Origin of the sequence: Lacimicrobium sp. SS2-24, assembly GCF_002201535.1 — a bacterium.
GTDB lineage: Bacteria > Pseudomonadota > Gammaproteobacteria > Enterobacterales > Alteromonadaceae > Lacimicrobium.
In genome coordinates this window covers 120,293-139,600 of the sequence record NZ_NIWW01000003.1, presented here as the reverse complement: position 1 = coordinate 139,600, position 19,308 = coordinate 120,293, and the positions used below count along the sequence as shown (strand labels likewise).

The following is a 19,308-nucleotide window of genomic DNA, read 5'->3' as shown; positions in this document are numbered from 1 at the left end:
GATACCCATCAAAACCTTGCTCCAGGAGCGCCTTGATAGCTTTCATGCTGCCTGGTGCGGCGGGCGGTGCTGTTATTCATAACCAATAAACTCATCGGTATCGTCTTCAAATTCATTCAGGCCCGGCAGCAGCGGTTGCTTGAGCTGAATCGCTACCTGCTCATCGGCATGGATGCTCAGATTACGATCCAGGTTTGCTGAAGCTTCTTCAATGCGTGGGTGACGAATATGTAACCTGTAATCGCCATCTGCAATGTTAAGACTCAACTGCCCTTTTTTATTGGTCTGACCAAAATACGGGGTATCCACCACATAAATGTATCCCAGCATCCAGTCATGCACATTGCAGCCCAGCTCCACTTTGCCTTCGGCGTCAAAAGGTAAGGGCGCCGGGTTATTGTCTTTGTAGAGTTGTAACTGAAACGTCTTTGCTGCAGAAAAAGAGTAGACATGGTGCTGAATAGAATCAGAATTGGGAAAGCTTACCTGTGTGCCTTTCTGCACCACCAGAATATGAGGAGCGAACTGCTTATTGACCTGATCCATGGTTGCTACCGCGCCTTCTTCTACCCCGGGGAGGGCCTGTTCAGAAGTCAGGTATATCACCGCTCCTGGCATGGGTTTGCCGTCCTCTGTAAGCACTGTGACTGCCAACTCAGTGGCCAGCGCAGGCAGAGACAACAAACAGCTCAGAATACACAGGCAGCGTTTCAACATGATATTTCCGGTACCTAAGTGATGGTCTTTCTACTATACCGGTATTGTTAAGTCGGTAAAGGGGCAACACGCCCCTTTAATGCTCAGTGCAAGATGCGGGTTTTGATGGTGCCATCGATGCTCAGCAGTCTCTGGAATGCCTCATCGGCATCCTCGGAGTCCACATCAATGACCACATAGCCTATCTCGGGTGAGGTCTGTAGGTACTGTGCGGCGATATTGATGTTCATTTGTGCAAAGGCCTGGTTAATCTGTGTCAGCACACCGGGAATATTGCGATGTATGTGCAGTAACCGTGAACGGCCATATTGTTCAGGCAACGACACCTCAGGGAAGTTAACTGCCGACAGGGTGGAGCCGTTGTCGCTGTATTTCGCCAGTTTACCCGCCACTTCGATACCAATGTTTTCCTGTGCTTCCTGTGTACTGCCGCCCACGTGAGGGGTAAGCAGGACGTTGTCAAATTCACGCAGTGGTGAGACAAACTCTTCGTCATTGGACTTGGGCTCGACCGGAAACACATCGATTGCCGCGCCAGAGAGTTTGTTGCTGGCGAGGTTTTCAGCGAGCGCGTCGATGTCAACCACGGTACCACGTGAGGCGTTGATTAAAATTGCACCATGCTTCATGGTATCCAGTTCTGCATGCCCGATCATATTGGTAGTTTGCGGAGTTTCAGGTACGTGCAGGGTAATCACATCAGAGGTTTTGAGCAGTTGGTTCAGACTCTTAATCTGTCTGGCATTGCCCAGTACCAGTTTGTCTTCAATATCGTAAAACTGCACCTGCATTCCGAGGTGCTCAGCAAGTATACCAAGCTGCGTACCAATATGGCCGTACCCTATGATGCCCAAGGTTTTGCCGCGGGCTTCGTAGGAGCCTGACGCACTCTTGTCCCATTCGCCGCGATGGGCTTTGGCATTTTTCTGCGGTATACCTCGTAACAGCAGTAATATCTCGCCCAACACCAGTTCGGCTACGGAACGGGTATTGGAGAAAGGAGCGTTAAATACCGGAATTCCGCGCAAACGCGTGGCACTCAGATCCACCTGATTGGTGCCAATGCAAAAACATCCAATGGCGACCAGTTTCTGTGCCGCTTCTACAACATTGGCCGTGATTTGGGTACGGGAACGCACGCCCACGAAATGGACATCTCGGATCTTCTCGATCAGCTCTGGTTCGGGCAATGACGTTTTCAGGTACTCAATGTTGGTGTATCCGTTGGCTTTGAGTGTTTCCAGGGCGCTTTGGTGCACACCTTCAAGCAGCAGTATGCGGATTTTGTCTTTTGGCAGTGACACTTTGCTCATGAATGTTTCCGTATGACGATGTACTGGTACGTTACCCATATTGCTATATGGGCGTCTGGACGTCTAAATTATCAGATTTACCCCAAGGGGAAAAGCATTATTTCGGCCTGGTGATAAAAAGACCGGCGACGTTGACGTTCTCTTTTTTTGTTGCGCCATTCTGCCGATAACCGATGGCGTTATTTGTGGATTTGCGGGCCTTGCGCGGTGCCCACCACCACGATGTCGGCACCGCGACAGGCAAACAGTCCGTTGGTGACGACCCCGGTGATTTGGTTAAGTTGTGTTTCCAGTGCCACCGGGTTCTTAATCATCAGGTTGTGAACATCCAGAATGATATTGCCGTTATCCGTGACAACGCCTTCACGCCATACGGGCTTGCCGCCAAGTTTTTCTAATTCCCGAGCCACGTAGGCGCGGGCCATCGGAATCACCTCCACTGGCAAAGGGAAGGTGCCCAGAGTATCCACTTGTTTGGATTGATCGACAATGCATACGAACTGACTGGCGACTGCGGCAATGATTTTTTCCCGGGTCAGGGCACCACCACCGCCTTTAATCATATGCTGTTGAGGCGTGATTTCGTCGGCCCCGTCCACATACAGATCAAGCTCACTAACGGTATTCAGGTCGAACACTTCGATACCGGCCGCCTGAAGCTTTTGGGTGGAGTCTTCTGAACTCGATACCGCGCCTCGCAGGGTATCTTTGCGTTGGGCCAGCCCGTCAATGAAAAACGCCACGGTCGATCCAGTGCCGACACCCACAATGCTGTCGGGACGCACAAAATCCAATGCTGCCGTTGCCGCTGCTTGCTTAAGTTTATTTTGATCCATGTGTGTTCCTTGCTGATGATTGTTCAGGAATGTGAATAGAAGAGGGGGTGATGATCCTATGCATGGGCAGATCCCAGGGTTGCACCCTCAGTAAGTCTGTCTGCTGGCAGTCATGGGCCAGACCAACCATAGTGGTAGTAAGTGGCTGGTGGTCGCGATAAAGGGGGGCCAGTGTGCGATCATAAAAGCCACCGCCCATGCCAAGTCGGTTGCCATGACCATCAAAAGCGACCAGCGGCGCAAAAATTATATCCAGCTTGTGCAGTGGCACAATCAGCGAACACTCTAGTCTGGGCTCGGGAATATTGAAGCGGTTGGCATGCATTGGGCTATCAGGCGTATAGCTGACAAACAGCAAATGGCCTCTGGCAAAGGGATGCAGCACCGGCAGGCAAACATGTTTACCTTGCTCCCAGGCATAATGAATAATCTCAATAGGATCGAGCTCACCGTCTTCGGCCAGATAGCAGGCGACATATTGTGCGTCGATAAACTCTGTTTGTGTAAGGCATTGCGTCAGAATGGCGCGACTGGCCTGTTGCTGTTGCTGCGTTGTCAGTTCACGTCGGCGCTGCCGATATCGCTGTCGCAGTGCACCTGGGGTGTTCTCTTGCATGACAGTGTAGATTCACAAAATAAAGGCGCCAAAAGGCGCCTCAGAAGGTGTTAACCATTACTCATCAAGGAAACTGCGCAGTTGCTCTGAGCGGCTTGGATGACGCAGTTTACGTAAGGCCTTAGCTTCAATCTGACGAATACGTTCACGGGTTACATCAAACTGTTTGCCCACTTCTTCCAGAGTATGGTCGGTATTCATATCAATGCCGAAACGCATGCGCAGTACTTTGGCTTCGCGGGCGGTGAGGCCGGCCAGCACTTCCTGCGTAGCATTTTTCAGATTACCGGAGGTAGCTGAATCCAACGGTTGGATAATGGTACTGTCTTCGATGAAGTCACCCAGATGTGAATCTTCATCATCACCAATGGGCGTTTCCATTGAGATGGGCTCTTTGGCGATCTTCAGCACCTTGCGGATCTTGTCTTCCGGCATCAACATGCGTTCCGCTAACTCTTCAGGCAGTGGTTCACGCCCCATTTCCTGCAACATCTGACGAGAAATACGATTGAGCTTGTTGATGGTTTCGATCATATGCACAGGAATACGGATGGTACGGGCCTGGTCCGCAATCGAGCGGGTGATAGCCTGTCTGATCCACCAGGTTGCATAGGTAGAGAACTTGTAGCCACGGCGATATTCGAACTTGTCTACCGCTTTCATCAGGCCAATATTACCTTCCTGAATCAGGTCGAGAAACTGCAGACCGCGGTTGGTATACTTCTTGGCAATGGAGATAACCAGACGCAAGTTGGCTTCAACCATTTCTTTCTTGGCGCGGCGAGCTTTGGCCTCACCAATACTCATGCGACGGTTAATGTCTTTGATATCGATAATACTCAGGCCGGTCTCATCTTCAACCTGATTCATCTTGCCGATACTGCGCTCTAACTCTTCTTTGTATTCAAGCAGTTTGGGCACGTAAGGCTTGCTCGATGCGAGGATTTTATCCAGCCAGGCGCTGTCTGTTTCATTACCGGCAAAGGCACGGATAAAGTCTTTCTTGGGCATTTTCGCATGCATCACACAATGCTTCATGATGATGCGTTCCTGTACCCGGACTCTGTCCATCATGCCACGCATGTTTTTCACCATGCGATCGAACTGCTTGGGTACCAGACGGAATTCTTTAAAGATGTCGCTCAGGTTGGCAATTTCTGCCTTGGCCTCTTTATGAGCCCGTCCCTTACTGGCAATCGCATCACGGGTTTTGTAATACTGCTCTCTTAAGGCGGTGAAACGCTCACGGGCTAATTCAGGGTCTACACCGCTATCTGAATCGTCATCGTCTTCGTCGTCTTCATCATCATCTTCGTCATCGAGCTCTTCTTCGGATAATTCAGAGCCGACATGGGTCGCGGTGGGCGCCACATCCGTCTCGTTGGGGTCGATAAAGCCCAACACGATATCACTTAAGCGAATCTCTTCGGCTTCGTATTGATCCCACTGATCCAGCAGATAGGTAATGGCTTCAGGGTACTCGGCCACGGAGCACTGAACCTGGTTGATACCCTCTTCAATACGCTTGGCGATATCGATCTCACCTTCACGGGTCAGCAGTTCGACCGTGCCCATTTCGCGCATGTACATGCGCACCGGGTCTGTTGTACGGCCGATTTCACTCTCCACTGTTGCCAGTGCCTGCGCAGCCGCCTCCGCCGCATCTTCATCGGCAGTGGTTTCCTGCATCAGGAGCTCATCGGAATCAGGGGCCGCCTCGAACACCTGAATTCCCATGTCATTAATCATGCGGATAATGTCTTCGATCTGATCCGAATCGACAATATCCTGTGGGAGGTGGTCGTTGACTTCCGAGAAGGTCAGATAACCTTGCTCTTTACCTTTTGCGATGAGGAGTTTAATCTGAGACTGCTTGTTCGACGCCATATACCTTCCACTTCTCAAATAGGGTTCAAATTTGCTCTGCACTGACGCGCAGAGAATTAGGCAGTATAGCAGAATCACCATACTGGCCGCTAGCCCGATTATTCGTCAATATACCTTTAGCATAACCCGATCCAGGCGGTTTCAGGTTGCTTTCATCAGGTTGTTTAATTCCTGCTTCTCCTCCTGCGACAGGTTGCCCAGTCGCGACTTCGACAAAAGCGTCTCAATGCGATCCTGGCAATACCAGTCGAGCAGTTTGGCAAAGCTATCCCGATATAGCTTTTGCCGGTTATCTTCATCTACAGGATAGTCCAGCACCAACAGTCTCGACAGATGCACTGCCTGAGGATGTTCACGGAAACTTTCTAATACCTGCATAGTCTGTTTATGGGGATGAGCGAGGCAATATTCAAACACCTGGTTCAATAGGGCCAATCCCGGCACATCGAGACCTTCCAGTAGCGAGGGATTGACCTCCTGATATTGCTGCGCCAGAGCGGGCTCTTCCAGGAGTAATCTCAGCATGATGCGAACCGGCGAAAGCTTACTCTTTCCCGGCGCGCTGAAATCAGCCTTTTGCAGCGGACGCTCGTTATTGGCCAGGCGCATATCTGTGCGATGTTGATGCTGCGTCAGCTCACCGGTGAAACGGCTCAACTCCTGTTCAAGCATGGCTCGCTGATGTTCACCGGCGATTTTCTCAATTAATGGCATGGCTTCTGCCTTGAGTGCGGCCTTGCCCTCTGTGCTGTTCACATGGTGTCGCGACAGCAGGTTGTCGAAAAAGAACTTTGACAAAGGAACGGCTTCATCAAGCTGTTGCTCGAACGCTTCCTTGCCATGCTGGCGTACCACGGAGTCAGGATCTTCGCCTTCGGGGAGAAACAGAAAGCGCATTTCCACACCGTCCTTAAGGTGCCCCAGAGCATTTTCCAGTGCGCGCCAGGCAGCGTCACGACCGGCACGATCGCCGTCGTAGCAGCAGATGATTTGCGGTGCAGCACGGAACAACAGTTGCACCTGCTCTTCGGTCGTGGCGGTGCCAAGAGCGGCAACGGCATAATCGACACCGAACTGTGCCAGCGCCACCACATCCATATAACCTTCGACCACGACCAGTCGGTCAAGACGTCGATGTGCCTGTCTGGCCTGATAATATCCGTACAGCTCATTCCCTTTGTGATAGATACGGGTTTCCGGCGAGTTCAGGTATTTAGGTGTACCGTCTCCCAGTACGCGACCACCAAATCCGACTACACGACCACGGCGATCCCTGATTGGAAAGATAATGCGATCCCGGAAAAAGTCATAGACCCTTCCCTGTTCGTTGTCATTCAGCACTCTCAGTGCCAGCAATTGTTCTTGCCGCTCTGGCGACTTGCCGAACTGATTGAGCACGCTATCCCAGCTATCCGGCGCGTATCCGATCCCAAAGGCTTTAACGATGTCACCGGAAAGACCCCGCTGTTTAAGGTATTCAACGGCTTTGGGGCCCTGGGAATGGTGTTTGAGCTGATGACAGAAAAAGCGTGAAATGCTCTCCATCAACTCGTAATCGTCTTGTTTCTGTTGGCGGTTGTGTTGCGTACTCTGGCCCGGGCTCTGCTGTTCTCTGGGCACTTCCACGCCCTGGTAGCGAGCCAGTTCTTCAATCGCATCGGGAAATTCAAGGCGGTCGTATTCCATCAGAAACGAGATGGCGTTACCGTGCGCACCACAGCCGAAGCAATGATAAAACTGCTTGTCCTGACTGACGGTGAAAGACGGTGTTTTTTCGGTGTGAAAGGGGCAGCAGGCCTGATAGTTTCTGCCCGCCTTTTTCAACCTGACGCGGCTGTCTACCAGCTCGACGATATCAGTACGCGCTAACAGATCATCGATAAAATCACGGGGGATCAATCCTGCCATCCATTACTCCGCTTTACCGAAATACCATTGAATAAGACCTTTAAGGAGTATGTCATAGCCAGTGAAGACTGGCTATAAACGGCACGGTGTTGCTTAGCTGAGACGGGATTTAATCAGGCCGCTTAGCTGGCCCATGTCCGTGCGCCCTTGAACCTTGGGCTTTAACCAGGCCATGACCTTGCCCATGTCCTGCATTGCGCCAGCACCGGTTTCGGTCATCGCCTCAGCAATCAGTGTGTCCAGCTCTTGTGCAGTCAGTGGACGAGGCAAAAAGTCCTGCAGTATGACGACTTCTGCGGCTTCTTTTTCCGCCAAGTCCTGGCGGTTAGCCTGCTCAAACTGTTGCTGTGCATCTTTGCGTTGTTTGACCATCTTGGTCAAAATCGCTATCACATCTGCTTCGCTGAGCTCGCTCTGGCCATCAATCTCACGTTGTTTGATTTCAGCCAGGGCCATCCGGATCGTACCAAGGCGCAGTTTATCTTTATCGCGCATGGCCTGCTTCTGGTTGTCTTTAAGGGTATCAATCAGACTCATTGTTCAGGATTCACAAGTTTGTGCTGCGACTCAGGTGCGGCAGCAATGGCATAGCGTATGGATAGAAAACGAAAAGCGATCTGACAGAAAAAAGGCGCGAAACCGCGCCCTTTTCGTGAGATCTTAGTAAAGCTTGATGCGACGTGCGTTTTCGCGAGCCAGCTTTTTCAGGTGACGCTTTTTAGCAGCGGCTTTTTTGCGCTTGCGTTCCCAGGTAGGCTTCTCGAAGAATTCACGACGGCGAACCTCTGACAATACTCCTGCCTTTTCACAAGAACGCTTAAAACGGCGAAGAGCGACATCAAACGGCTCGTTTTCTTTAACTTTAACAATTGGCATTAAAATCTCACCTCAAAAATAAATGCTTATTACCAGCTCGAAAATTAACCGGCATGGTTAAAAATGGTGCGGAATTTTAATCATATCCGCGGGCGTTGTAAAGGCCTGCTGGGTTTTAATTGTTACCGAGATAGAGAATTTTTCCCTATAAAGGTAAGATCCGGCCATTGTTAATCAAAGGCAGCGGACATGAGAATACTGGGGATTGAGACATCCTGCGATGAAACGGGAATTGCCATCTATGACAACCAGCAAGGGCTATTATCGCACGAGTTGTACAGTCAGGTAAAACTGCACGCTGATTATGGTGGTGTCGTGCCCGAACTGGCTTCGCGGGATCATGTTCGTAAAGTGATTCCGCTGATAGAAAAAGCAATGAATGACGCCAACACTCAGCCCGGGCAAATAGATGGCGTGGCCTTCACTCAGGGGCCAGGGCTGGTAGGGGCGCTTCTGGTTGGGTCTTCTGTGGGCAGAAGCCTTGCTTATGCCTGGGGGGTTCCCGCCGTGGGCGTGCATCACATGGAAGGACATCTGTTAGCTCCCATGCTGGATGATCCTGCACCGGCATTTCCTTTTGTGGCTTTACTGGTATCCGGCGGTCATACGATGATGGTGAGAGTGGAAGGTATCGGTCGTTATGAGATGCTCGGAGAGTCAGTGGATGATGCCGCAGGTGAAGCGTTTGACAAGACCGCTAAGCTGCTGGGGCTGGATTATCCTGGCGGGCCTTTGCTGGCTAAACTGGCACAAAAAGGGACGCCTGAGCGGTTTCGTTTCCCGCGGCCCATGACAGACAGACCCGGGCTGGATTTTAGTTTCAGCGGTCTTAAAACCTTTGCCGCAAACACCATCCGTAGTGAAGGTACGGACAGTCAGACTAAGGCAGACATTGCACTGGCATTTGAAACCGCAGTCGTGGATACGCTGGCGATTAAATGCCGACGGGCACTGGAGCAAACGGGGCTTAACAGGCTGGTGATCGCCGGGGGGGTCAGTGCTAATCAGGCCTTGCGCCTGAAGCTGGAAACAATGATGGGCAAACTCAATGGCAAAGTGTTCTATCCACGTGCCGAGTTTTGTACTGATAACGGTGCCATGATTGCCTATGCAGGAATGCAACGTTTGTTAGCAGGGCAGTATGAGGACCTGGATGCCCGCGCTAAACCACGCTGGCCACTGGAATCCCTGCCTGCAGTTTAATACTAATCCGCATAGATAATTACCTACTTTTATGGCTTATCAAGGTCACTGGATGCCCGAAAAAAGCACTCGGGCATGACTGTGCGCAGTAAAGGCACACGCAAAAGAGATTTTCACCGCAGAGGCGCTAAGGCGTAAAGTAAAAGAGCTATCAGTCTTCAGCAGAAACCAAAACTGACTCTGGCGTGCTGATGATGCTTTTGCTGACCACTGATAACTGAGGGCTGATTACTTTTCTTCTTCATTCGTTGGCCTTGCCTTTATCCCAAATGCGACTTTCCTTGCCACGGACGAGGCGGATGATATTGCTGCGATGACGCAAAATAATCAGTATCGATAGCATGGCGACCGCCAGTGTATACTGCGGTTTGATAAACCAGGTATACAGGGGAGCTAAGGTGACAGTAATCAGGGCGGCAAGGGAGGAATAGCCGCTGATGAAAACCGTAACTACCCAGGTGATAATCAGCAAGCCGGACAGGTCCAGGCCAATGGGCAGCATCGCCCCTAATGCGGTAGATACGCCTTTTCCACCTTTAAAACCAAAGTAGAGCGGGAAGATGTGGCCGAGGCAGGCGGAGATGGCTACCAGACCCAGAAAAATGGCATCAATGCCCAGAAAATAACCGACCCAAACTGGTATTGTGCCTTTAAGAACATCCAACAACAGAGTAAGAAAGGCGGCTATCCGCCCGCCGAGACGGTAAACATTGGTGGCACCAGGATTACCGGAGCCTTGCGTGCGTGGGTCTGGCAGACCAAAGAGTCGGCTGACCAACACCGCACTGGATATTGAGCCGGCTAAGTAGGCCACAGCCATCATTAATAGCGTCAGTGCTGTCATTATTAACTATTCCATGAATACCGGTGATGATTCTGCCTCAAACCAAAAAGGTGAACAGGCGGTTTCCCTTTATTGTTGCATAGCTTAGAATTTGCCGCGTCCCTAACCTGATAACCCAAAGGCATATGAGGGGCTGACATGGTCAGCATACCTGAAAACGCCCCGGGCTTAGTACAAATAACAGGCCTGATGTCTGAATCGAGGATCCATGGATAAAATTGTAATAGAAGGGCTGCGGCTTGAGTCTTTGATTGGTGTGTATGATTGGGAACGCACTGCTCCAAGGCCGTTGCGCGTGGATTTGACCCTGGAGTTAGACCTCAGTGCGGCGGCGAGATCGGATAATGTTGTGGATACCATTGATTATGCCAGGGTTGCCGAAATCCTCGAAAAGGTGGCGCAGCAGAGCCAGTATTTCCTGCTTGAAGCCCTTGCCAATGCCATGCTCAACGCCTTATTTGAGAATTTCACCCTGCATAAGGCAACTTTGAAACTGAGCAAACCGGATATTCTGGCTAATGCAGATAATGTCGCCATTGAGTTAACCCGGTGTGCGCCCTGATGGCACAGATATATATCAGCCTCGGCAGTAATGTGGACAGAGAACTGCATACCCGGGCAGGACTGCACGCCCTGCATCGCAATTTTGGTGCTCTGCACCTCTCCAGTCTTTTCGAAAGTGAAGCCGTGGGCTTTGACGGGAAGCCTTTTTACAATATGGTGATTGGCGCACAGACGACGCTGACCATGCCCGAGGTGGCAAAGCGGCTAAAGGATATCGAGAATGATAATGGCCGGGTTCGTGGCGACAAGAAGTTTGCACCCAGAACGCTGGATCTCGATCTGCTGCTTTATGATGATCTGGTCACGGATGATACGGTGCAGTTGCCAAGAGGGGAGATACTCTATAATGCCTTCGTGCTATGGCCACTTGCTGAAGTGGCCGGAGATCTGCAACACCCGCTGGAACAGAAAACCTATGCTCAGCTGTGGCATGAGTTTGACAAGAGCAAGCAGAAACTATGGACCATACCTTTTAGCTGGACACCCGAATGAGCTTAATTGAAATTATTATCCTGGCGCTGATACAAGGGATCACGGAGTTTCTTCCCATATCCAGTTCGGCCCACCTGATATTACCCTCGGCGCTACTGGGTTGGAAAAACCAGGGGCTGGCCTTCGATGTGGCCGTACATTTGGGCAGTCTGCTGGCGGTGGTGATCTACTTTCGCAGGGATATTGGCAATATGATTGTTGCCTGGACAGGTTCCCTAATCAGTGGTCAGCAGACTGACAACAGCCGACTGGCATGGTGGGTTATTATGGCCACCATTCCTGCGGTGATAGCAGGGTTTCTGGCCAAAGGGCTGATTGAAACCTATGCCCGCTCGGCGTTGGTCATTGCCATCACTACTCTGGTGTTCGGTCTTTTGCTCTGGTATGCGGACGTGAAGGCCAGACAGAACAAAACGATTTACCAGCTGACCTGGAAAAGCGCCTTATTTGTGGGCCTGGCACAGGCCCTTGCAATTATTCCTGGCACCTCCCGCTCGGGTATTACGATGACAGCCGGACTGATGGCCGGACTGGACAGAGAGAGTGCTGCGCGTTTTTCCTTTTTACTGTCCATTCCTACTATTCTTGGGGCGGGCTTGCTGGTTACGCTGGATTTGCTTGAAGCGCAAACCGCTGTCGACTGGCAGGCGATGTTTTATGGTGTCCTCTTTTCTTTTTTCAGCGCCTATATTTGTATCAGTCTGTTTCTTAGCTGGATTGGGCGACTGGGTATGTTGCCATTTGTGATTTACCGGTTGGTGCTTGGTACGGTACTGCTGGGATTTGTGTTGCTCTGATCGCATACGCCGTTGTAGTGTGATGCAGACAACTTTATGACGCAATCAAGGGAGCCGAAAATGAGTGATACGTTGTTCAGTAAAATAATTAACCGGGAAATCCCCGCTGATATTCTGTACGAGGATGAAGACGCACTGGCCTTTGCAGATATTAATCCTCAGGCACCGGTTCATTTTCTGGTCATTCCAAAAAAACCTATCGCCACCATTAATGATATTGAGGAAGAAGATAAGGCAGTGGTGGGGCATTTGTATCTGGTGGCGGCCAAACTGGCAAAAGATATGGGTTTTGCTGAAGAGGGTTATCGGGCCGTTATGAACTGTAATCCCTATGGCGGACAGACGGTGTACCATCTGCACCTGCATGTTCTTGCCGGTAAACCTATGGGCTGGCCGCCCTATCAGGAAACATTAAAAACCGAGTAACATGGCTAGCACAGCGGTGTTTCGGCGTTAGCCACCTCAGCCGTGCTGAGGTGGCGACTCACGAAACTTACAAACCGAGAACGGACTTTCCTTGCTTAAAGGTGATATCGACCGGAATTTCTGCCTGAGTCAGCTTCGCCAAATCTTCGGCTAGCTGTGGCTTGATAAGGCCTTTGTCTTTTACCAGCTCATCAACGCCCTGATAATCGCCATTGCCCTGTAATGTCAGAATCAACTCAGAGAGTGCATCCACCGCGTCCTGCATCTTGTCCATGTTAACGCTGTAAAGGCCCTGCTCATCGCGACTGAAGGCGCCAAATTCATTAAAAAAGTTGAAGCGCACCATGTTCGCTTTACCGTGCGCGCTGGAGGCTCCAAAGCGCACTGAACGGAAAATGCCGGCCATAAAGGTGACATAGTAATCTTCCAGCGTGCCTTCGGTAATTTCACCTTTTTCCAGCAACTGGCTGACCATGTACAGACCCAGCACGTCGGCTTTGCCCTCTTCCAGCGCTGAGGCATGCTCTTTTAACGCCTGGCGAACGGTCCCTTGATCATTAATGGTGTTCTTAATGCCCAGACCGTGAGCCACCTCATGGAACATGGTGTTGGCAAAAAAGGCGTCGAAGGTAATGTGTTTGCGCTGTTCAGGAACGATCAAGACGTCTGCGATTGGCATGAGAATGTGATCAAACTTGGCGCGCATGGCGTTTTTGAGCTGTAAGCGACGTGTACCTTTTTGAAGCTGTACCTCTTCATCATTGGGCAGGTTGATGGCAATGGTCTTGCTCCCCGCGTTAGAGTGGCCTGCATAATAAATCACGTCATAGGCGTTCAGGTCAGCATTGGCACCGGGCATTTCCTGTTTGTAGGCCTCGGCAACGGGCAGCCCCTGTTGCAGCTCGGGTAAAAATCCGGCATAGCGGGCGAGACGTTCACTCCAGGCCAGATCTTTGATCAAGACATAGGACTCGAATGCGGCGCGATAACCGAATAACTGATCTTCATAGGTTTCGATAGGACCGTAGACCAGCTCAATGGGATTGGACTTCATATCCATCCAGGCCATATCGGAAGGCTGATAGTTATCTGATAACAGGGCTTCTGCGCGCAGCTTCAGATATTCGGCAAAGGGCTGATGTTCAGCCAGATCCGCGGCTTTACGTAACAGTGCGGCGGCTTGTGTGAGTTCGCTGTTAAAGTATTGTGAGTAGGGCACACTGGTGAGTTCGCCACTGTCGTTGCGAACAACCATCGAATACAGCCCTTTTTTGTCTTGCATGTCGCTGGATTCAAATTCCTCTTTGCTCATATCAGCCGGGTAAAACTGGGCTCCGGCGGGCTTTTCCTCGAAGCCGCTGATAAAGGCGCTGTCGCCATTCAATCTGTCCCAGGGGCCATAATTAATATCGGCGAAGCGACGAATGTTCTGATCCTGAACCGATTGCAGGAAGGTCTCTTTATCGCCGCCAAAGGCTTGCTGCCAGAACAGGTCGTCCATGATTTTGGACGCATCTATCAGTACGCTGAGCATCTCTCGCTGGTTGTCTGTCAGTGAAGAGAGATCGGCGGTGAGACTCACCGGGTGGTAAATCTCCAGTCTGGCGGGGTCTACCAGCAGCGTTGACTGACTGGCTGCAATCGCTTTGTCAGAAGTACTGGTGGCAGAAGTGTCTGGCTTGGAGCAGCCTGACAACAATGAGAGAACAAACAATGACGCGATAGTATGGTGTATAAATTTCATAATCAGCCTTTGATCTTTTGATTGTTAGCTTCTTTTGCCGCTTTCGGCGGATTGATCCCGTTCCGGCATGTTTTGTCAGGATGAGGCCTGAGGCAGGCACACCGACATGGCAACAGCCCTATGCAGGGACAAATAGGTATCGATGGGCATAATAACAGGTTGGTTGTGAAAATGCGTAGCCTTGATAATTTGCTATGCTCATGCCTGGTGTACGGTTTAGGGATATCCTGTATAGTCGCAGCACATTGTGTTTGTGCTGAATAATCATTTTCCATTTGTGAAGGCCCAATATGTCCACTGAAAATGCGTTACTGACCATTCTGGTAGAAAAGATCAATAACGACACCCTGGTTTTGCCTACCTTACCGGCCATCGCTCTGAAGGTGAGACGGGCTGCGGATGATCCGGATGTCAGTCTGCAAAAAATGGCCGAAGTGCTGGGGCAGGACCCGGCGCTCAGTGCTCGCATGATGCGCATTGCTAACAGTGCTTACATGAGCCGCTCGGTGAAAGTGGAAAGCCTCAATCAGGCTGTGACCAGGATTGGCTTGCGACAAATAAAAAATACCGCTACCGCACTGGCGATGGAACAGTTGTTTGTTTCTAAAAATGACATCGTCAAAGAACAGATTAACCGGGTATGGGAATCAACGGTTGATGTGGTGGCCAGTGCTATCGCGTTATTGCAACTATTTAAGCAAACCCACAATAAGACGAAATTCAATATGGACAGTATGACCCTTGCGGCACTGGTTCATAATATTGGTGTATTACCCATTTTCACTGAAGCAGAGCGGCACGATGATGTCTTCGCCAATCCGACCTTTCTTAATGTGGCGGTAGAAAAGCTTTCCGGGCGTATCGGTGGGGTGATTTTACGGGCCTGGAGTTTTAATGATGAGCTGGTTGAGCTGACGGAGAACTGGCGTAATCTCGAGTATCAGACTGCGGACATCTCCTACCTGGATTTTGTCCGTCTGGCTGTGGTCATCAGTGGTCATCAGGACAATAAGAAAGATGCAGTACTCAATCTGAGTCAACGCAAAGGACTGATTGACGACCTGAATCTACTGGAGTCAGAGGAATTCAAAGAGGCGCAAGTCAGCGCCCGCAGTATTTTCGATTAAGCGAACAGTTGTCGCAAACAAGGACATCATTGCCACAGCAAGCCTTCATCTGCAAAGGCGCATCGACATGCCTGGCAAAGAGCAGGGTTAATCCTGCTCAGAGAGGGATAACAGGCCATCGAGGGCTTTAACACAACGTATCGCCTCTGCACTCATCAGGCAAAAATCGGCATCCATACGAGCCAGTTGTTGATCCTTGGGGATATCTTCGTTCTGTTCTTTGACGACATCAGAGAACTTCAGTCTCTTGATGCTGAAATCTTCCTGCAATAAGGCATTAAGGGTTTCATCCCACTCAATGGCCAGTTTTTGCACCAACTTACCAGACTGTAAATGAAGCTGAATTTCTTCAGCATCAAGAGGCTGATTTTTACACTTAATAACGGCGCCGTCCTCATCCGGAGATTTCAGTTCGGCTTCTTCCAGCAAGAGGATGCCTGCGGGTTGTGTATCGTTTTTCAGCCAGTCAGTCAGATCTGCACTGATACTGCGCCTGGCCAGAGGCACCACGGGCAATGAACCGATAGACTTGCGCAGGTGGGCGAGAAAGGCTTCTGCCTTACCATCATTAGCCGCATCAATGATAACCAGATTGTCCTTGATGCTGATAAAACCAAAGGTGTAGCTGTCGCGGGTAAAAGACTTAGGCAGCAGTTGATGAACAATCTCTTGTTTAAGATCCTGCTTGGCTTTTTTGCCAACGGGACTACCGGTTTCCTGTTCAATCTTTTCTACGCGCTCTTCCAGTTCTGCGTTGACCACTGCTGCAGGCAGTATTCTTTCCTGTTTTTTAAGGCTAATAAGCCATTTACCATCTCCAGAGTGAACCAGAGTGGAGCCTTGTTTAAAGGGCGGCGCCCAGCCGAGACTGGCAGTGTCCTGATTACCACAAGGACGAAAACTGCTCTGGGCCAGCTGTTGCTCCAGCTCTTCTGCCGTCAGGGTCAGAGGCTGAGTCAGGGAATATACTTTTAAATTCTTAAACCACATAGTTGGATATCTTGGATAAGCAAACAGGGCGCGAAGGGTACCATGAGGCGGGTGATATGGCACCTGCCCAAATGCAAATTTGCTAAGGTGCGAAAGACGCGATTAATCTTCGCGACGGGCGGGGAACTGAATCTGGTAACGCAGTCCTTTACCTTCTTCTGAACTTGCCTGAATCTGACCCTTAAGGGTCTGTGTCACCAGGTTATACATGATATGAGTACCTAATCCGCTGCCGCCGCGACCGCGACGTGTGGTAAAGAAGGCCTCGAAGAGTTTATTCAGCAATTGCGGCGGCAGACCTTTGCCATCATCCTGGTAGTCAATGTTGATTTCGCCGTCCTGTTCGCTGACCTTTATTTTTATGGTGCCGGCGTTTTTGTTCTCAAAGCCGTGAATGAGGGAGTTCATGATCATATTGGTGATGATTTGCGCGATGACGCCGGGTGCACAGCGCACCTCAAGCCCCTCAGGACATTCCAGATCAATCTTATGACGGGTCTTTTTGAAATTAGGGGCCAGAGACTGGATGATTTCCTGAATATACTCTTTCAGATCCACGTCACGTTCCGCTTCACTGGTTTGATCCACGGCTACCTGCTTAAAGCTGGCAATCAGCTCAGAAGCGCGGTTAAGGTTGTTGAGCAACAGGGTTGCCGTTTGTTGCCCTTCGTTGAGAAAGCTGGCCATGGTTTTTGAGGTCAGTGACTTGTCATCAAAGGCCTGCTGTAAACCCTTGAGGCGCTCTTCAAGGAAGCTGGCGGCGGTGACACCGACTCCCAGCGGAGTGTTCACATCATGGGCAATACCCGCAACCAAACCACCAAGGGACGCCATGCGCTCTGATTCCACGAGCTGATCTTTGGCCATTTGCAGGGTCTGCATTGACTCAGCCAGTTCATCATTGCGTTTACGCAGCTCCTCTTCGATTTTCCGGCGACTTTCATTTTCCTGGCGCAGCTCTTTCTGGTTTTGCAACAGCTCATCTTTCTGTTGTTCCAAATCAAGCATAATTTTACTCAGTGAGGCCGTCTTTCGTGCTACTTCCTGTTCCAAAGAGATATTCTGCTCGTCCAGTTTCTGGTTAGCGTCGCGCAGTTCCTGCTGCGTCTGATTCAATCTGTCCTGAAAGTGGATGAGGTCATCAATAAGGTGGTTATAGGCGTCCTGCAGCACCTTGAGCTCATTCTCTTCCTCCAGGCGCACATGCAGCTTGGATTGTTCCAGGCGGCTGGTATCAAAATGACTGATCTGTTCTGTCAGCTCAGATAAGGGTTCGGTGAGCATGCGTCTGAACGCATTCAGAAAAAGAAAAATTAAGAACGCAGTTTTAATGAACGCATTCCCAATGAGGAAGAAGATACCCACTTCAATGCGACCGAAAATGATTTCAAAGCTTGAATACAGGGTTACATCCCCGACCTGGGAGGTACGTCCGGAAAATTCAAAAATCAAAGGAAAGCTATATCCAAACGTGCCGCCGGGGTGATCGCGCATGACTCCCGTGGTGACCGGCTCCATGGGCTGGCTGCTGGTACGGCCGATGTCAGAGATATAATTGGCATTTTCGTCGCGTATCTGCACTCCATCCACGATGGGCAATTCCATTAAGCCCTCGGCGATAGATTTAGCTTGCAGGGTATTGAGCTCCCAGATAGCTCGCGTCAGGCTGGTACTGAAGGTGTTCTTGAGGGTTTGCAGTTCACTTTCTATGTGACTTTTGGCATTCAGGTATTCGGTAAAAATCTGCCCTACGGTCACAATCAGGGTCAGTACGAAATAAACAGAGAGCACGCGCGTCAAAAGCTTCTTTGACAACCCTGTTTTAACCTTTGACATGAATACTGTCCCCGATCCCAGAACCCTGCAATATGTCAAGAATATGCGCAAACCTGCTATTAAACAAGATTAGTATGCTGACTTACTGGTATTTAGCAGCCACTGAAATTATGATGTTTGACAATAGCTTAATGGCTACTGGAATTTGCCAGAAGGCAAGGGGACGGATCGGTTCAACAGCGCGGTACAGGACAGAGTAACTTCCCCGGCCTTTTTGCATTGAAGAAGCGAACATCTCTGCGGATGTCGCGCTTATCCTGTTGAGATAAACCAGACAAGGTGCCCCAGGTGGTGATGGAAGCGCCTGAGTTGTTCAATAAAGGCCAGCGCGAGAGCAAGGTAAGTCCTTAGGTTTTTTGATATTTCAGTAACGAGTTTAATAAAAGTGTCACAGATTCAACCAATAATGCGGGCGTTTCTATGAGAAAGGTAATCCGTATGTCGAAACGAATATTAGTGGTGGAAGATGAGACACCCATTCGCGAAATGATCAAGTTTGTACTTGAGCAGTCAGGTTTTGAGGTGATGGAAGCGCAAGACTACGATATCGCTCAGGATATGGTTAAGGAACCCTATCCCGACTTGATCCTGCTCGACTGGATGTTGCCCGGGGGAAGTGGTGTGCAGTTGGCGAAAAAGCTCAAGCAGCACGAACATACCCGCGAAATTCCAATTATCATGCTGACCGCACGCGGTGAAGAAGATGACAAGGTAAGAGGACTGGAAGCGGGCGCCGATGATTATGTGACCAAGCCGTTTTCTCCCAAAGAGCTGGTGGCCCGGATTAAAGCGGTGATTCGACGTGTTACGCCCACATCCGGTGATGAACCCATTGAATACAATGGGCTGATGCTGGATCCGGTTTCACACCGCGTGACAGCCAATGATGAGCCGCTGGACATGGGGCCGACCGAATTTAAGCTGCTGCACTTTTTTATGACGCACAGCGAGCGTGTTTATAGTCGAGAGCAGCTGTTGGACAATGTGTGGGGAACCAATGTGTATGTGGAAGATCGCACTGTCGACGTTCACATCAGAAGATTGCGTAAGGCGATATCCCGCCATCAACACGATGACATGATTCAGACGGTACGTGGGGCCGGTTACCGGTTTTCCACTAAAATCTGACGGA

The 19,308-nt window shown here is 50.4% G+C and carries 19 protein-coding genes; 7 read left to right on the top strand and 12 right to left on the bottom strand.

Annotated elements, in window-relative coordinates; translation table 11 throughout:
* Window positions 1-72 precede the first annotated feature (72 nt).
* The 8 genes from CCY32_RS06680 to rpsU form a co-directional block, all read right to left on the bottom strand.
* Entirely contained in the window at window positions 73-717 is a 645-nt protein-coding gene (locus tag CCY32_RS06680; RefSeq protein ID WP_246840549.1) for a methylamine utilization protein, read from the bottom strand.
* Window positions 718-800: 83 nt separating this feature from the next.
* Entirely contained in the window at window positions 801-2,030 is a 1,230-nt protein-coding gene (gene serA, locus CCY32_RS06675; RefSeq protein WP_088329831.1) for a phosphoglycerate dehydrogenase, read from the bottom strand.
* A 179-nt stretch (window positions 2,031-2,209) separates the two neighbouring features.
* Window positions 2,210-2,866 (bottom strand): ribose-5-phosphate isomerase RpiA, encoded by a 657-nt coding sequence (gene rpiA, locus CCY32_RS06670; protein ID WP_088329830.1) that lies wholly within the window; start codon window positions 2,864-2,866, stop codon window positions 2,210-2,212.
* Window positions 2,853-3,482 (bottom strand): 5-formyltetrahydrofolate cyclo-ligase, encoded by a 630-nt coding sequence (locus CCY32_RS06665; protein ID WP_088329829.1) that lies wholly within the window; start codon window positions 3,480-3,482, stop codon window positions 2,853-2,855. Before CCY32_RS06665 ends, rpiA begins: the two co-directional genes overlap by 14 nt.
* A gap of 57 nt (window positions 3,483-3,539) precedes the next feature.
* A complete protein-coding gene (gene rpoD, locus CCY32_RS06660) occupies window positions 3,540-5,369 on the bottom strand; it encodes an RNA polymerase sigma factor RpoD (RefSeq protein ID WP_088329828.1) in 1,830 nt (609 codons plus the stop codon).
* A gap of 141 nt (window positions 5,370-5,510) precedes the next feature.
* Window positions 5,511-7,277 (bottom strand): DNA primase, encoded by a 1,767-nt coding sequence (gene dnaG / locus CCY32_RS06655; RefSeq protein WP_088329827.1) that lies wholly within the window; start codon window positions 7,275-7,277, stop codon window positions 5,511-5,513.
* Window positions 7,278-7,370: 93 nt separating this feature from the next.
* Complete coding sequence (locus CCY32_RS06650; RefSeq protein ID WP_088329826.1) at window positions 7,371-7,814, bottom strand: GatB/YqeY domain-containing protein; 444 nt, start codon at window positions 7,812-7,814, stop codon at window positions 7,371-7,373.
* Between the two features lie 123 nt (window positions 7,815-7,937).
* A complete protein-coding gene (gene rpsU, locus CCY32_RS06645; RefSeq protein WP_062481949.1) occupies window positions 7,938-8,153 on the bottom strand; it encodes a 30S ribosomal protein S21 in 216 nt (71 codons plus the stop codon).
* 189 nt (window positions 8,154-8,342) lie between these two features.
* Between rpsU and tsaD the strand changes: the two genes are divergently transcribed.
* Window positions 8,343-9,356: a tRNA (adenosine(37)-N6)-threonylcarbamoyltransferase complex transferase subunit TsaD gene (gene tsaD / locus CCY32_RS06640; protein WP_088329825.1), complete on the top strand. Its 1,014-nt coding sequence runs from the start codon at window positions 8,343-8,345 to the stop codon at window positions 9,354-9,356.
* A gap of 241 nt (window positions 9,357-9,597) precedes the next feature.
* Here the strand turns inward: tsaD and plsY are convergent, their stop codons facing one another.
* Complete coding sequence (plsY, locus tag CCY32_RS06635; RefSeq protein ID WP_088329824.1) at window positions 9,598-10,200, bottom strand: glycerol-3-phosphate 1-O-acyltransferase PlsY; 603 nt, start codon at window positions 10,198-10,200, stop codon at window positions 9,598-9,600.
* A gap of 208 nt (window positions 10,201-10,408) precedes the next feature.
* Here plsY and folB point away from each other — a divergent pair, with 208 nt between their 5' ends.
* The 4 genes from folB to CCY32_RS06615 are packed head-to-tail and all read left to right on the top strand — an operon-like array spanning window position 10,409 to window position 12,479.
* The gene (gene folB, locus CCY32_RS06630) at window positions 10,409-10,762 is read left to right on the top strand and encodes a dihydroneopterin aldolase (RefSeq protein WP_088329823.1); all 354 of its coding nucleotides are present in this window, start codon (window positions 10,409-10,411) and stop codon (window positions 10,760-10,762) included.
* A complete protein-coding gene (folK, locus tag CCY32_RS06625) occupies window positions 10,762-11,256 on the top strand; it encodes a 2-amino-4-hydroxy-6-hydroxymethyldihydropteridine diphosphokinase (protein ID WP_088329822.1) in 495 nt (164 codons plus the stop codon). The genes folB and folK overlap by 1 nt, the downstream gene beginning before the upstream one ends.
* Window positions 11,253-12,053 carry an undecaprenyl-diphosphate phosphatase gene (locus CCY32_RS06620; protein ID WP_088329821.1) on the top strand — a complete coding sequence of 267 codons (801 nt, stop codon included), beginning with the start codon at window positions 11,253-11,255 and terminating at the stop codon, window positions 12,051-12,053. Before folK ends, CCY32_RS06620 begins: the two co-directional genes overlap by 4 nt.
* A gap of 60 nt (window positions 12,054-12,113) precedes the next feature.
* On the top strand, window positions 12,114-12,479 hold the full coding sequence (locus CCY32_RS06615) for a histidine triad nucleotide-binding protein (protein ID WP_088329820.1): 366 nt from the start codon (window positions 12,114-12,116) through the stop codon (window positions 12,477-12,479).
* A gap of 67 nt (window positions 12,480-12,546) precedes the next feature.
* Here CCY32_RS06615 and CCY32_RS06610 read toward each other — a convergent pair whose 3' ends face one another.
* The gene (locus tag CCY32_RS06610) at window positions 12,547-14,223 is read right to left on the bottom strand and encodes a Zn-dependent hydrolase (protein ID WP_088329819.1); all 1,677 of its coding nucleotides are present in this window, start codon (window positions 14,221-14,223) and stop codon (window positions 12,547-12,549) included.
* Between the two features lie 290 nt (window positions 14,224-14,513).
* On the opposite strand from CCY32_RS06610, the gene CCY32_RS06605 reads away from it, so the two are divergent.
* Entirely contained in the window at window positions 14,514-15,350 is an 837-nt protein-coding gene (locus CCY32_RS06605; RefSeq protein WP_088329818.1) for an HDOD domain-containing protein, read from the top strand.
* 87 nt (window positions 15,351-15,437) lie between these two features.
* Here the strand turns inward: CCY32_RS06605 and rdgC are convergent, their stop codons facing one another.
* Together rdgC and CCY32_RS06595 are read right to left on the bottom strand one after the other, a co-directional pair.
* Complete coding sequence (gene rdgC / locus CCY32_RS06600) at window positions 15,438-16,340, bottom strand: recombination-associated protein RdgC (RefSeq protein WP_088329817.1); 903 nt, start codon at window positions 16,338-16,340, stop codon at window positions 15,438-15,440.
* Window positions 16,341-16,442: 102 nt separating this feature from the next.
* The gene (locus CCY32_RS06595) at window positions 16,443-18,176 is read right to left on the bottom strand and encodes a HAMP domain-containing sensor histidine kinase (protein ID WP_088329816.1); all 1,734 of its coding nucleotides are present in this window, start codon (window positions 18,174-18,176) and stop codon (window positions 16,443-16,445) included.
* A 438-nt stretch (window positions 18,177-18,614) separates the two neighbouring features.
* Here CCY32_RS06595 and phoB point away from each other — a divergent pair, with 438 nt between their 5' ends.
* Complete coding sequence (gene phoB, locus CCY32_RS06590; RefSeq protein ID WP_088329815.1) at window positions 18,615-19,304, top strand: phosphate regulon transcriptional regulator PhoB; 690 nt, start codon at window positions 18,615-18,617, stop codon at window positions 19,302-19,304.
* Window positions 19,305-19,308 lie beyond the last annotated feature (4 nt).